This window comes from Mesorhizobium sp. Cs1299R1N3, assembly GCF_037179625.1.
GTDB lineage: Bacteria > Pseudomonadota > Alphaproteobacteria > Rhizobiales > Rhizobiaceae > Mesorhizobium > Mesorhizobium salmacidum.
The window spans coordinates 103,386-117,164 of the sequence record NZ_JAPYKQ010000008.1 but is presented as its reverse complement, the minus strand read 5'-3'; the positions used below and the strand labels follow the sequence as shown (position 1 = coordinate 117,164).

The following is a 13,779-nucleotide window of genomic DNA, read 5'->3' as shown; positions in this document are numbered from 1 at the left end:
TCTACTCCGGCATCCTCAGCCCCAGCGCATCCACCATCGCAGGGTCGAGCGCCCGCGTCGTGTCGTCCATCATGCCCATGCCGTCGAAGAGGTCCCAGAAGGCCCAGGGAAAGCCTGATGCCTCGGCGCTCTGCCTGACATCTGATATGTAGCGGGCGCGGTCGGGGTTGGGGGCGGCGACGTAGCGGGCGTCGGTGCGCAGCGCGCCGAATTCGCCCATGATGATGCGTTGCGGCGCGATGCCGTGGCTGTCGGCCCAATCGCGCGCCTGGCTCACATATTTGTCGATGAACCAGCGGTCGGGCCTGGCGTCGAAATAGACCTTCAGCACGCGTTCGGTCTCGGCATAGGCGGCTTGCTTGTCCGCTTCGGAGGTCTTGGTGTCCTGAGCCATGCGCGCCCTGACCGAAGCCAGCGTCCGTTCGAACGAACCGGCGGAGGCCGGCCATGGCACGTTGTTGAGCGCGCGGTAGACGGGCTCGCGCATCCAGGGCGCGCCCTGATGGCTGAACAGATAGGGTTCGTAGAAATGGAAGGTGAAGAGGATCGGCTCGAAGGCCGCCAGCGGTTCCGGATCGAGCGCGGCGAGCCCGCTCACCATCGAGCCGCAGCCGCCGGTGACGACAAGCGGCAAGGTCGGGGATGACGCCCTGGCCGCCGTCAAAAGGGCCGCCTGGACATCCGACCAGACATTGGAGGAGCAGGATTGCGGCGGTTCGTTGACGGGTTCCAGCGCCACCATGCCCTGTGCGAACCGCTGCAGCCTGCCGGCAAGCGTGCCGACCAGCGCGCGATAGGCTTCGAATTCCGGCGCGGCGGTGCTGGAGACCATACGGTCGGGAGTCCAGTAATGGGTGGCGCCATTGGCCTGCACGTTGACGATGATGCCCAGACCGGCATCGATGGCGGCCGCCACGGCATCGTCCAGCATCGTCAGCAATTTCGTGGCGGCGTCGGCGGCCAGGAACGGGCCGGGATCGACGGGCAGGCGGATGAAATCGAGCCCGGCCTGGCGCAGCCGGCGAAGGTCGTCCGGTGTCGGCACCGGCCGCCGCGACTGGAAGGGCGGCCAGTCATAATCGGTGCGCGGCGCCGGAAATTCGCGTGTCAGCGCGAACCAGGGCCAGGCATTGACGCCGCGGCGAAAGCGCCATTCGCCAGTGGCGGCCAGCGCGGGCGATGCGGTCGAAAGCGCCGCCGTGGCGGGCACCAGCGCCGTCGACAGCGCGGTCCTCAGCAGCCGCCGTCGCGACCAACCTGTCATACGGCGCCGGGCGAGGGGCGATCGACCGGCATGGCCGCAGCGGCGGGCACGCCCAGAAGCCGATAGGCTTCGCTTTCATAGGCAAGCAGGACGTCGTCCCAGCGAAAGGCTTCGTTGGCGCGGGCCCTCGCGGCCTCGCCACAGGTCCTGACCAGGGCGTCATCCTCCATCGCCTGCCGCATCCGCTCAGCGCAGCTCCGCGCATCGGTGAAATAGATTGCGGCCGCACCCGCGGTCCATCGGTTGTAGGGGTTGTCGTGGGCGATCACCATGTTGCCGGCGGCCAGCGCCTCGACCAGCGACGGGTTGGTGCCGCCGACGGTGTGGCCATGCAGATAGGCGCGCGCGTGAAAACGCAACGCCTTCACCGCCGCCTGATCGTAAATGGCGCCGGGCAACACCACCGAGGCGTTCGCCGCCTTGCGAACGGCGACATGATAAGGGATCTGGTCGGAAAGCGTGCCCAGGACCACCAGCTTCATGTCGCGCTGCTGGCTGCAGAAGGCCTCGACGATGGGCAGGATGTTGTTGTCGGGCTCGATGCGCGCGATCGAGATCAGATATTTGCCGGGCTCGAGGCCGAGCGCGCGCACCGGCGCCTCCGGTGCCGATGTCACGGGGTCGGCGCCATAGGTGATGGTGGCTATGGCGCTGCGCGGCCGGCGCGTCGCCAGGTGTTCCGCGATCACGGGATGGTCGGCGACCAGACGGTGCGAGGCCCAGGCGCCGATCCACTCGTTGAGCCAGAACCATGTGCGCGCCGCGACACCCCATTTGGGCCGGCGCCACTCGATGCCGTCCATATTGGTGATGATCTTGCGCCGCATCAGCCTCAGCCAGGTCAGGAAAACCGCGCCATTATAGCCGAGTACCAGGCAGACACCCGGCCGACGGGCAGCGTCGAGCACGCATTGCCAGTCGAATTCCAGCGTCGCGCGCGGGCCCTTCGAGGCGACCTGGACATGGATGAGCTCGATGCCTTTCCAGGTGTCGACGCGCACCCTCCGGTCGACCCGCTCGACTTCATCCTGGCAGTAGACGCCGACCTTCCAGCCGCGCCCGGCAAGAAACAGCGCCACCTTCTCGGCGAAGGTTTCAAAGCCGCCATGGGCAGCGGGAATGCCGCGCGTCCCGAGGATCAGGATGGTGGGCGTTTCCGGTTTCATGGCTGGTGGCGCTTTCAAATCCGCTCGCTCCGCAATGCGCGGGCCGTCTCGTCTGGAAACCACAGTCCAGCGATTTCCATGCCAGACTCAGTTCCGACCATCATCGCACCGGGGTGTAAAATATTTCTTCCAGTGGCCGGGGTTGTTTCACTATCGGTCAACTATCCCGGCGTATGTGTATCGAAACAAGGCAATGCCGCGACCTGGCGACCAGCAGGCGGTCAAGCCAGGGCCGGCATGATCCTTGCTCATGGGCTTCTGTGCGCCACATCGGCGGAGGACGTGCGGCATTGGCATGGTGATCCGGGTTCCACATCCGCTCGTCACCATGCCGGCTATAAGTGAAGTCCAAAGGGGTGTTGGGCTTGAAATTTCCAGTCGCCTGATCCGTCAGGTGGCGGGATCATCAAACTACCCCTGGCAGAAAGATGCATGGGAATATGCGGATTGCATGCGTCCATCAGGGCTATGAACTCTATGGTTCCGACCGCAGCTTCGCGGAGAGCGTGGCCGCGCTGCGCGCCGCGTTTCCGTCAGCCGACATCGAAGTGGTCCTGCCGCGCGCCGGACCGATCGTACGGATTCTCGAACCGCATGCGACCCGGATCGTCTTCGAGCCGCTCTGGGTGCTGAGGCGCCAGGCCATTGCGCGCCTTGCCACGATCGAGATGGCGCGGCTGCCGGTCGCGGTTCTGAGGGCCTGGCGGCGGCTCAGGGATTGCGATCTCACCTATGTCAACACCTCGATCGTGGCCGACTACGCGCTGGCCGCGCGCCTTCTGCCGCACAAGGCCGTGCTGCACATCCACGAAATTCCCGAAGGCGCCATGCGCAGGATCCTTGTCGGCCTGGTGCACTGGAGCCATGCCGATCTCATCTTCAACTCGCGCGCCACCCGCGCCGCGTTCGACGAGCCCAGATCCGCGCGCTCCCATGTGGTCTATAACGGCGTCGCCGGCCCGGCCGCGGCCGAAGCGACGACCTATGACGGCAAGCGCCCGCTCAAGGTGCTGCTGCTTGGCCGCATCAACAGGATCAAGGGCCAGGAAGTGCTTTTGGAGGCGATCGCCTCGCTGCCGGCGGAACTCAAGTCGAGGATCGAGGTGCGGCTGGTCGGCGGGGCCTTCGAAAGCGTCGAACGCGAACGCGCGCTCGCCGAACTGGTCGGGAGCATGGGGCTCGCCGGACGCGTCAGCGTGCTGCCGTTCATTTCCGACCCGTCCGAGCACTATCACTGGGCCGATATCGTCACCGTGCCGTCGCGGCGTCCTGAATCGCTAGGCCGTGTCGCCATCGAGGCGATGGCCTATGGCCGGCCGCCGCTGGTGTCGGCGATCGGCGGGCTGGTCGAGGTGGTCGCCGACGGCGAAACCGGCTGGCATGTTCCGCCCGGCGATGCCGCCGCCCTTGCCGGCAAACTCGAGGAAATCATCCTGCGGCCGGGGGCATGGCGCTCCTTTGTCGCCGCGGGGCGCGCGCGCTACGAGGCGGTCTTCAGCGAGCCGGTCGCGGCGGCGGCGATCGCGGCAATAGCCGCGGACAAGCTGAAGGCGGCCATCGCCAAGCCGGGCCGGACGGCAACCGCCCAGCAGGCGGAGACACGGCCGTGAAACTGCCTGGCCATCTGGTGCGGCGCCTCGTGCTGATGATCGGCGGCGAGGCGATGCAGAGCGGCTTCCACTTTGCCCTCAACATCGCGCTGCTGCACATGCTGTCGGCGCAAGGCTACGGCCTCTTCGCCATCGGCATGGTGATGGGCGGCGTCGGCCTGTCCTACATCAGGTCGCTCACCGCCGTTCCCGCCTCGATATGGATGAGCAAGAGCACCAACAGCGCCGGCGTCAATGCCTATGACGTGGCCTTCGGGACGGCGGCGCTGGTCGTTGCGTTGCTGATGGCCATCGGCACGGCGATCGTGATGCGTCTTTTGGGCGATCCCAGCGGAATTGCCGCCGGCTGTTTCGTCGGCGCATGGTCGCTGCGCAGCCACATGCGCACGGCCTTCTTCGCACGCCGCCAGCAGGTGATCGTCTCCATCAGCGATGCCGCTTTCACGATCGCCGGCACCATCATGGCCGGCCTTGCGACCTGGCTGGCCAGGGATGCGCTGCAGAGCGTGTTCTATGCACTTGCGGCGGCCAACCTGTTTGGCATCTTCGTCCTTGTCCGGCTGGCGCGCCGCACGATGCGCATCAGCTTCCGTATGCCGACGCGGCGGCGCTATGCAAGGCTCTGGTCGCAGCTCTGCTGGTCGGCTTTCAGCGCCACCACCACCAACATCCAGGGCCAATGCCTGGCGCTGCTGGTCGCGGGCATTGCCGGGCCGGCCGCCTATGCGCCGCTGGCGGCGGTGCTCGTGCTGTTCGCGCCGCTGCGCATCATCAGCCTCGCCTTCGTGAACATGACGCAGCCGGAACTGGCCAAGCTGATGCGCAGCAACGAAACGCGCCGTGTCTGGGCGCAGGCAAAGCTGTGGGCTGTCGTCATGGGGTTCGGCGCGGTGGCCTATGGATGCGCCATCATGTTCGTCTTGCCGATGATAAAGTCCCAGGCTCTCCAGGATGCTTCGGTCGGGTTCATCGGGCTTTTCGTGATCGCGAATTTCGTCCCGATCATGCTCTACATCATGCCCCGCGTCGTGCTCGAGATAATGGGTGACTTCCGCATCGTCGCGTTCATCACCTTGGGCGGCGCCATTGTCGGACTGGCGTTGATCGCGATCCTGCTGGCGGTCGCGTCTCCGCCCTGGTCGCTGGCGGGTTCCGCGGTCTCCGAGATCTTCGTGCTCGTGGCATCATGGTACTTCGTGCATCACCGCATGTGGAACATCGAACACCCGGACCAGCAGCACGACAGCCGGCTGGGCTCGTGGCGGCGGGCGGTTTCGTTCGCCGCGGCAAGACGATAGGAGAGAGATGTGTCAGGCCAGGCAGTGCAAATTGCTGCGGTGACGGACTTGCCCGGCGGGCAGGTTCGGCATCCCGCCGCGATCGCGGCGAACGTCGCCTATACGGCGAAACTGCACACCAGCCTGGAGGCGGTCAGGCCGCTCTGGCTGCGCCTCCAGGCGGGTGGCGTGTGCACCGGCCACCAGAATTTCGCCTGGGCGGAAGGGATCGTGGCGCGGCTGTTGCCGGAAAGCGCGGAACTCCTCATCGTCGAGGTGGGCGACGCCGCGACCGGCGAAACCAGAATGCTGGTGCCGCTGATGCGGCGTAGGGCGTTCCACCATTGGGTGGTCGAATGGTTGAGCGGTGGCGTCTGCGACTACGCGGCGCCGCTGCTGGCCGATGCCACCCCGTGGACCAGGCAATCCGCGCAGGCTGCGTGGACGGCGGTGCGCTCGGCGCTGCCGCCGTCGGACCGCGTCCACATCGTGGGAATTCCGCGACAGATCCACGGCGTCGTCAATCCGCTGGCCTTGCTCCCGACCACGCGCGATTCCATCCAGACCGCCTTCGGCCTCGCCATCGACGGCGACCCGGAAACAGTCCTCAAGCGTCATTGCAGGCCATCCTTCGTCAAGGAATTCGGCAAGGACTGGCGTCGCCTCGAACGGCTTGGCAGCGTGGAACTGGTCGAGGCCGACGCGCCGGCCGAGGTTGAGCGCATCTTCGGTGAACTGGTGCGGATGCGGCTCGATCGCTTTCGCGAGCTTGGTCGCTTCGACTTGCTGACGCAGGAGAAGATCGTCGATTTCTACCGGAGCGCGGCTATTCAGGGCCTGTCGGATGGTTCGGTGCGGCTTTTCGGGCTGCGCGTCGGCGAGGCCCTGATCGCGGTTCAATATCTGCTGGTTCATCAAGGGACCGTTCACGCTCTCCTGATAGCGATGGACCAGAGCGTCGCGCCCAATGTCTCACCAGGGCTTGCAATCATGGGCAGGTTGATCGGCTGGGGGCGCGAACAGGGCTTTGGGTACTTCGACCTGTCCGTCGGAAACCAGGGCTACAAGGAACATATGGGCGCAAAGGGTTCGGTATTGGCCGAACTCTGCCACGGGTTCACGATGCGGGGCAGTGTGGCCGATGCCGTCATCGAGTTCCGCAGGCGGGCCGAGGCTTTCGTGCGCACCAAGCCGGGGCTTTACAAGGCCGTGCAGGGCGTGATGCGCCGTTTGCGGCGGTTGAAGAACTGAAGGACGCCCGCGAAATTGACAGGGCCGCGCGTCTCCGCCATCCTTGGGGGCAGTCGCCGGGCCGCCAGGAGCGGCCGAGTTCCGTGTCGGGCGACCGAGGGCGAAGCGCATGTCCACTGCCGTGAACAGCCAGAACTCCAAGCGCGCCGCTGTGCGCAAGGCGCTCGACCGCCACAAGGTCTACATCACCGCGCAGCGTTTCTCCGATGGCGCCTACAGTGCGCGCGTGCTGGTCGACGGCGAGGCCTACTGGGTCGACGAATTCCGCCTGAGCCAGTTGCAGCAGGGGCTGTCGCCGGCCGAGCTGGAGCTGACGCCGGCGATTGACGATTGAGACCAAGTGAAAAATCGCGAATGGTGCAAACGTAGCGCCCTACGGCGCCCCCCTCTGTCCTGCCGGACATCTCCCCCTCTAGTGGGGAGATCGGCAATTTCGCCTGCCGTGCTATTCTTTCAACGTCCGATATTCGCGAAGGCCGCCGTGAAGTTCGATCTCCCCCCTAGAGGGGGAGATGCCCGGCAGGGCAGAGGGGGGCGCGAAGGAACGAGGCGGTTGTTGATTTCCGCCAGGCTCGGCTTTTGACATGCCGCCCGCCAAGCTCCAGACCTATCGCGCCAAGCGCGAATTCTCGAAGACGCCGGAGCCGGCGGGCGGGTCGATGGCCGGAGACGGCAACCGCTTCGTCATCCATAAGCACCATGCGACGGCGGACCACTACGATCTGCGCCTGCAGGTCGGCGATGTCTTGAAAAGCTGGGCGGTGCCGCGCGGACCCTCGCTCAACCCCGCCGACAAAAGGCTGGCCGTCGAGACCGAGGACCACCCGCTCGAATACATCGATTTCGAGGGCGTCATCCCCGAGGGCGAATATGGCGGCGGGCCGATGATCGTCTGGGACACCGGCATCTGGGCGCCGATGGACGACGTCGACAAAAGCCTGCGCACCGGCGCCTTCAAGTTCCGGCTGGCCGGCGAAAAGCTCCATGGCGGCTGGATGCTGACGCGCCTGAAGCCCAAGCCCGGCGAAGACGAGAACAAGAAGAACTGGCTGCTGTTCAAGGAGCGTGACCTCGCCGCCGACACGGCGCTGAACATCCTCGAAGCGCGACCGGAAAGCGTGAAATCCGGCCTGCGCATCGAGGAGCTGGTGGCGCCGCCGAAGCCGGCCGCGAAGTCCGCGCCAAAGCCTGGGTCGTTGAAGCCGGGCGACCTGCCCGGCGCGGCCAAGGCGCCGGCACTGAGCCGTATCGAGCCGCAACTGGCCACGCAGGTGCCGAAGCCGCCGGGTGGCGAAAGCCTTGCCGACAATACCAACGAGCTCTGGCTGCATGAGATCAAGTTCGACGGCTACCGCACCATGGCGCATGTCTCCAACGGGGAGGTGCGGCTGATCACCCGTGGCGGCATCGACTGGACGAAGCGCTATGGCGACCTTCCCCATGCGTTCGCCAAGCTGCCATGCCGCGAGGCGATCATCGACGGCGAGATCGTCGTGCTCGACGCCAAGGGCATTTCCCGCTTTGCGCTGCTGCAGGACGCGCTGGCGGGGGGCGCCGGCAGCAAGCTGCATTTCTACGCCTTCGATCTCCTGCAACTCGACGGCTGGGACCTGATGAAGGTGCCGCTCATCCGGCGCAAGGCGCTGCTGGCCGAACTGCTTGGCGGACTTGGCGCCAACTCCGCCATCCAGTTCTCCGACCATGTCGAAGGTTCGGGGCAGGGGCTCTACGACCAGGTGACGGAACTCGGCCTGGAGGGCGTGGTCTCCAAGCGCGCCACCGCGATCTATCAGAGCGGCCGCACCAAGAGCTGGACCAAGACCAAGGCGCTCGAAAAGGACGATTTCGTCATCGCCGGCTACACCACTTCGGACGCGGCCGAGGGGCTGGCCGCGCTCGGCATGGCCGAGTGGGTGGACGGCGAACTGCACTATCGCGGCAAGGTTGGCACCGGCTTCGATGCCGGGACCGCGGCCGACCTGCTGGCCCGGCTGGAGCCGCTCACGTCAGGCGCGACGCCGCCGGAAGGCGTGCCGCGCGAAATCATGCGCGAGATGCACTGGGTCAAGCCGCTGTTTTCGGCGCGCATCCATTTTGCCAACCGAACCGCGGACAATGCGCTGCGCCATGGTGTGTTTCGCGGTCTGCGTGACGTCGGCCTGTCGACGCCGGTGTCGGCAAAACGCAAGCGGCTGATCGCTGAAGCCGACCTTGCCACCATCTGGGTGACAAACCCGACGCGGCGGCTGTTCGGCAAGAACGGCCCGACCAAGCTCGACATCGCCGTCTATTACGCGCTGGTCGGCGACTTCATGCTGCCGCACATCCTTGGCCGCCCGGTGTCGCTGGTGCGCTGCCCGACCGGCCTGCCCAAGGACTGCTTCTTCCAGCGCCATGCCTTCACCGGCATGCCGCCTTCGGTGGTGACGTTCCAGGCGACCAATTCCGAGGGCGAGACCAAGTCCTATCTCTCGGTCGAGGGCGCCAAGGGCTATCTGGCGCTGGCGCAGTTCGGCGTCGTCGAGTTCCACACCTGGGGCACCCATCGCACCAGCCTCGACAAGCCCGATCAGATCGTCTTCGATCTCGACCCGGGCGAGGGGATTTCCTGGCGCGAGGTGGTGGAGGCCGCAGTCCACATCAAGGGCGAGCTGGAGCGGCTGGGGCTGGTGCCGTTCGCAAAGACTTCCGGCGGCAGCGGCATCCACATCACGGTTCCGGTGACCGGCAAGCAGAACTGGAAGAAGCTGCACCAGGCGACCAGCGCGATATCAACGCATCTTACGGCCACCGCGCCAGACACCTTCACCACCACCATGGGCAAGGAAAACCGCAAGCGGCGCATCTTCATCGACTATCACCGCAACGCGCGCGGCCACACCTCCGCCGCCCCCTATTCGCTGCGCGCCCGCACCAACCTGCCAGCCTCGACACCGGTGAGCTGGAGCGATCTGGAGGCGATCGATGCGCCGCAGGATTTGAATTACGCGTCGCTGCCGGGGTTGCTGGAGACATCGGGCGATCCGTGGGCGGAGATTGACGAGTTCGCGCGGGATTTGCCCGCCTCCCTTTCCTAGGATCCTCGCCGTGTCGCTTCGCTCCTTGCTTCGCCGTAGGAACGAAGGCATGGCTGCCGCGGCTAACGGCCAGCGCGACACCAATTCCATCGACGCTTCCGACAATTTGAATTATTCTCCGCCCGTTGACCCTCGAAAACCGGCGGGAAGATTTCGTCAGGGATTTGCCGCTATTGTGCCGGGTCGGTGTAGGATTTGCGCAGCCTTGTTCGTCCTTCGGACGAAGCGCTGCGAAGTAACTGTCAGCGCGTGGCCGCGTAGGAGTTCATCATGGCGCCCAGGGCAAGTTGGAAAGGTTACCTCAAACTCAGTCTGGTCAGCTGTCCGGTGCGTCTATACCCCGCCACCAGCGCCAGCGAACGCATCTCGTTCAACCAGCTGCACAAGAAGACCCATAACCGCATCAACATGAAGCCGGTCGACCCTGAACTGGGGCTCGTCGAACGCGCGGATCTGGTCAAGGGCTATGAGTACGAGGACAAGCAGTACATCATCATCGACGATGCCGACCTTGACGCGGTGCGCATCGAATCCAATCACACGATGAACATCGAGGCCTTCGTCGACGAGGACGAGGTCGACGTCATCTACCAGGACGCGCCCTATTACATGGCGCCGGACGGGGCGATGGCGGAAGAGACCTTCGCCGTGCTGCGCGAGGCGATGCGCAAATCCGGCAAGCTCGCCATCGCCCGGCTGGTGTTGTCCAGCCGCGAGCGCGTGGTGACGATCGGCGCGCGCGAGAACGGCATGTTCGTGTGCACGTTGAGGAACCCGAACGAAGTGCGTGGCACGGCTGAATATTTCGGCAACATTCCGGCCGGCAAACCTGACCCTGAAATGCTGCAGCTTGCCGAAGCGTTGATCAAGCAGAAGGAAACCACCTTCGATCCGAAGAATTACGAGGACCGCTACGAAGTCGCATTGATGTCGATGATCCGCGAGAAGCTGAAGGGCCACAAGCCGATCATCGCGGCGGCGCCGGAACGTGGCAATGTCATCAACCTGATGGATGCGCTGAAGGCCAGCCTGTCGCAGTCGAAGCCGCCGGCCAAGTCGAAGAGCAAGGCCGACGACGAGGCCGCCAAGCCCGCCGCCAAGAAGGCGGCAGCGGGTGGTGCGCCTGAAAATCCGCTCAAGGCCAACCTGCTCAAGGCGGTCGGCAAGAGCAAGAAATGACGGCACCGGCCGTTCCCGGTGCGATCTTTGGTACGATCGGCGCGCTGGCGGCGTTTCCGCTCAGGCTCGCCGCGCGCGAGGTGGAGCGCCAGCACGGCCAGCTCAGGCGCGGCGTCACCAGGCGTACCACGCATGTCGTGTTCGGACGGACCTTGCTGGCCAAGGCCGGGCTGACGAAGGCCGGACTGACCAAAAATAGCGACGGCGAGATCGAACGCCGCCTCGGCGCCGAGCGCGCGGCCGGGCGCATTCTCTTGAGCGAGAACGGTTTCCTGCGGCTGCTCGGGCTGATGAAGGCGCCCGAGGCGCCCTCACTGTCGCGCCAATCGCTGATCGACCAGTCCAAGCTGTCCGGCGCCGATCTCGACCGGCTCAGCCTGTTCGATGCCTTCGAGCATGGTGGCGAGCCCTATTCCTTCCGCGACCTGATCCTGGCACGCAAATATGCCGGGCTGATCGCCGGCGGCGCCACATGGGGCGCGATCGCGCGCTCGGTCCACCGCTCCGGCCCCGTCGCTTCGCTCACCGCCAAATCGCTCAATGTCGGCTCGCAGCATGGCCGTCCCGACGCCATCTATCTCGAAGGCGGCCAGAGCGAACTCGACGGGCAATTGCTGTTCGATCTGGGTGCTGCGGCACAAGGCGACGACACGCTGGAAGATCTGTTCGCCGAGGCGGAAGCCGCCGAGGAGGTCGGCGACCATGACGGTGCCGCCGCACTCTACCAGCGCTGCCTCGCCATCGATCCGACCGACGCCATCGCCGCCTTCAACCGCGCCAACTGTTTGCGCGGGTCCGGGCGCGTGGCGGAAGCCGCGCACGATTATGCCAGGGCGATCAAACTCGACCCGGCCTTCGTCGAGGCCTGGTTCAACCTCGCCGGCCTGATGAGCGAGCAAGGCCGCGACGCCTCGGCGCGAAGGCATTTGCAGAAGGCGATCGGGCTCGACAGGAATTATGCCGATCCTGTCTTCAACCTTGCGCGGCTTGAATTCGATGCCGGCAATCTGCTTGAGGCGCGGCGGTTGTGGGTGCGGTATCTGGAGCTCGACGCGGCATCGGAATGGGCTGGAGTGGCGGCCAGGGGCGTGCAGTTCGTGGATATGCAGCTGGCGAAGTCGGCGGGGTGATGGTCTTTCCTTCCCCTTGTGGGAGAAGGTGACCTCGCGAAGCGAGGTCGGATGAGGGGTGTTCCAGGGAACGCCAACGTCTCACTTCGCTGGAACACCCCTCAACCGTCTCGGCGCTACGCGCCGATCCACCTTCTCCCACAAGGGGAGAAGGAGTCACCAAGGCCGAGCCACGGGAGTTCTATATCCATGACCACCTTCCTCTTCGACGGCCACGACACCGCTCCCGTCACCATCCTGCTTGCGCATGGCGCCGGCGCCTCGATGGATTCGCCCTCGATGACCGCCACCGCCAAGGCACTCGCCGCCGTGGGCTTCCAGGTCGCGCGCTTTGAATTCCACTACATGGCGGCCCGCCGTTATGGCCAGCGCAAGCCGCCGCCGCGCGCCGATACGGTGAACCCGGAATACATCAAGGCGATCGCCGACCTCAGGGCGAAGGGCGTGACGGGCAAGCTCATCATCGGCGGCAAGTCGATGGGCGGGCGCGTCGCTTCCATGGTCGCCGACGAGATGTTTTCCAAGGGCGAGATATCGGGGCTGGTCTGCCTGGGCTATCCCTTCCATCCGCCTGGCAAGCCCGAGCAATTGCGGACAAAACATCTCGCCGGGCTGAAGACGCCGACGCTGATTTTTCAAGGGACGCGCGACGAGTTCGGCACGAAGGACGAGGTCGCGACCTACGGCCTTTCCGATGCGATCGAAGTGACCTGGCTGGAGGACGGCGACCATGATCTCAAGCCGCGCAAGAGCATTTCGGGCTTCTCCACGGCGGATCATCTGACGACGCTGGCGGAGACGGTGAAGGCGTGGGTGAGCAGGATCGCCCCCTGATCCCCGATGAAGATCGCCTCCTTCAACATCAACAACATCAACAGCCGGCTGGACAAGCTGCTGGCGTGGCTAGCCACCGCAAGACCCGATGTCGTCTGCCTGCAGGAATTGAAGGCGCGCGACACGCAGTTTCCGCGTACCGCGCTTGCCGATGCCGGCTACGGCGCTGTGTGGAAGGGCGAGCCGACCTGGAACGGCGTCGCCATACTCGCGCGCGGTGCCGAGCCGGTGCTGACCCGCGATGCCTTGCCCGGCGATGATGCCGACCGGCAGAGCCGCTATATCGAGGCGGCGGTGAATGGCATCGTTATCGCCTGTCTCTATGCGCCGAACGGCAATCCGCAGCCGGGGCCGAAATTCACCTACAAGCTCGCTTGGCACGCGCGGCTGGAGGCGCATGCGGCACAACTGCTGGACACCGGACTGCCTGTCGTGCTGGCCGGCGACTACAACATCGTGCCCGAGCCGCGCGACATCTACGCCACCCGCTCCTATGACGACAACGCGCTGGTGCAGCCGCAAAGCCGCGCCGCATTCGCCGCGCTGCTGGAACAAGGCTGGACCGATGCGTTGCGCAAGAAATATCCGAAGGAGACGCTCTACACCTTCTGGGATTACCGCCGGAACCGCTGGCAGCGCGACGCCGGCCTGCGGCTCGATCATATCCTGCTGTCGAAGACGCTCATGCGCCGGCTGAAGGGAGCGGGCATAGACCGCGACGTGCGCGGGCAGGACGGCGCCAGCGACCATGCGCCGGTCTGGGTGGAACTGGGGTGAGGGGCTTTCCGGCCGCTGATCATCCTTTTCGTTACTCCCCATGACAACGGCGAGCGGCCATCATCGAGGCCCCTCCGCCATGAGTGACCTCGGCCTCATCGGAATCCTTGTCGCGGCGCTCGCGATCATTGCGCTGCCGTCGTCGTCATCCGGCTGTTGCGCAAAGCGCATCCGCCGCCGCGTCCTGCGCCGGGCATCATGTTGCGGTTCCTCG

At 65.4% G+C, this 13,779-nt stretch carries 11 protein-coding genes; 9 read left to right on the top strand and 2 right to left on the bottom strand.

Annotated features, from left to right (window positions below; translation table 11 throughout):
- Position 1: 1 nt before the first annotated feature.
- Together O7B34_RS18725 and O7B34_RS18720 are read right to left on the bottom strand one after the other, a co-directional pair.
- Positions 2 to 1,264, bottom strand: a complete 1,263-nt coding sequence (locus tag O7B34_RS18725; protein ID WP_337147436.1) for a glycoside hydrolase family 5 protein — start codon at positions 1,262 to 1,264, stop codon at positions 2 to 4.
- Positions 1,261 to 2,430, bottom strand: a complete 1,170-nt coding sequence (locus tag O7B34_RS18720) for a glycosyltransferase (protein WP_337147435.1) — start codon at positions 2,428 to 2,430, stop codon at positions 1,261 to 1,263. The genes O7B34_RS18725 and O7B34_RS18720 overlap by 4 nt, the downstream gene beginning before the upstream one ends.
- 440 nt (positions 2,431 to 2,870) lie before the next feature.
- Between O7B34_RS18720 and O7B34_RS18715 the strand changes: the two genes are divergently transcribed.
- The 9 genes from O7B34_RS18715 (at position 2,871) to O7B34_RS18675 (ending at position 13,565) form a co-directional block, all read left to right on the top strand.
- Positions 2,871 to 4,040 carry a glycosyltransferase family 4 protein gene (locus O7B34_RS18715; protein WP_337147434.1) on the top strand — a complete coding sequence of 390 codons (1,170 nt, stop codon included), beginning with the start codon at positions 2,871 to 2,873 and terminating at the stop codon, positions 4,038 to 4,040.
- Positions 4,037 to 5,338 (top strand): hypothetical protein, encoded by a 1,302-nt coding sequence (locus O7B34_RS18710; protein ID WP_337147433.1) that lies wholly within the window; start codon positions 4,037 to 4,039, stop codon positions 5,336 to 5,338. Before O7B34_RS18715 ends, O7B34_RS18710 begins: the two co-directional genes overlap by 4 nt.
- 9 nt (positions 5,339 to 5,347) lie before the next feature.
- Entirely contained in the window at positions 5,348 to 6,568 is a 1,221-nt protein-coding gene (locus O7B34_RS18705; RefSeq protein WP_337147431.1) for a GNAT family N-acetyltransferase, read from the top strand.
- A gap of 109 nt (positions 6,569 to 6,677) precedes the next feature.
- A complete protein-coding gene (locus tag O7B34_RS18700) occupies positions 6,678 to 6,902 on the top strand; it encodes a hypothetical protein (protein WP_337140072.1) in 225 nt (74 codons plus the stop codon).
- A gap of 250 nt (positions 6,903 to 7,152) precedes the next feature.
- Positions 7,153 to 9,645: a DNA ligase D gene (ligD, locus tag O7B34_RS18695; RefSeq protein ID WP_337147429.1), complete on the top strand. Its 2,493-nt coding sequence runs from the start codon at positions 7,153 to 7,155 to the stop codon at positions 9,643 to 9,645.
- A gap of 270 nt (positions 9,646 to 9,915) precedes the next feature.
- Positions 9,916 to 10,824, top strand: coding sequence for a non-homologous end joining protein Ku (ku, locus tag O7B34_RS18690; RefSeq protein WP_337147428.1), 909 nt, complete (start codon positions 9,916 to 9,918; stop codon positions 10,822 to 10,824).
- A complete protein-coding gene (locus tag O7B34_RS18685; RefSeq protein ID WP_337147427.1) occupies positions 10,821 to 11,954 on the top strand; it encodes a tetratricopeptide repeat protein in 1,134 nt (377 codons plus the stop codon). Before ku ends, O7B34_RS18685 begins: the two co-directional genes overlap by 4 nt.
- Before the next feature lie 189 nt (positions 11,955 to 12,143).
- Positions 12,144 to 12,788, top strand: a complete 645-nt coding sequence (locus tag O7B34_RS18680) for an alpha/beta hydrolase family protein (protein WP_337147425.1) — start codon at positions 12,144 to 12,146, stop codon at positions 12,786 to 12,788.
- 6 nt (positions 12,789 to 12,794) lie between these two features.
- Positions 12,795 to 13,565, top strand: a complete 771-nt coding sequence (locus O7B34_RS18675) for an exodeoxyribonuclease III (RefSeq protein WP_337147424.1) — start codon at positions 12,795 to 12,797, stop codon at positions 13,563 to 13,565.
- Positions 13,566 to 13,779 lie beyond the last annotated feature (214 nt).

Excerpts from the sequence above, each read along its gene's own strand:
- O7B34_RS18725 (WP_337147436.1), bottom strand. The coding sequence starts at position 1,264 with ATGACAGGTTGGTCGCGACGGCGGCTGCTGAGGACCGCGCTGTCGACG.
- O7B34_RS18720 (WP_337147435.1), bottom strand. The coding sequence starts at position 2,430 with ATGAAACCGGAAACGCCCACCATCCTGATCCTCGGGACGCGCGGCATT.
- O7B34_RS18715 (WP_337147434.1), top strand. The coding sequence starts at position 2,871 with ATGCGGATTGCATGCGTCCATCAGGGCTATGAACTCTATGGTTCCGAC.
- O7B34_RS18700 (WP_337140072.1), top strand. The coding sequence starts at position 6,678 with ATGTCCACTGCCGTGAACAGCCAGAACTCCAAGCGCGCCGCTGTGCGC.
- ligD (WP_337147429.1), top strand. The coding sequence starts at position 7,153 with ATGCCGCCCGCCAAGCTCCAGACCTATCGCGCCAAGCGCGAATTCTCG.
- ku (WP_337147428.1), top strand. The coding sequence starts at position 9,916 with ATGGCGCCCAGGGCAAGTTGGAAAGGTTACCTCAAACTCAGTCTGGTC.
- O7B34_RS18685 (WP_337147427.1), top strand. The coding sequence starts at position 10,821 with ATGACGGCACCGGCCGTTCCCGGTGCGATCTTTGGTACGATCGGCGCG.
- O7B34_RS18680 (WP_337147425.1), top strand. The coding sequence starts at position 12,144 with ATGACCACCTTCCTCTTCGACGGCCACGACACCGCTCCCGTCACCATC.
- O7B34_RS18675 (WP_337147424.1), top strand. The coding sequence starts at position 12,795 with ATGAAGATCGCCTCCTTCAACATCAACAACATCAACAGCCGGCTGGAC.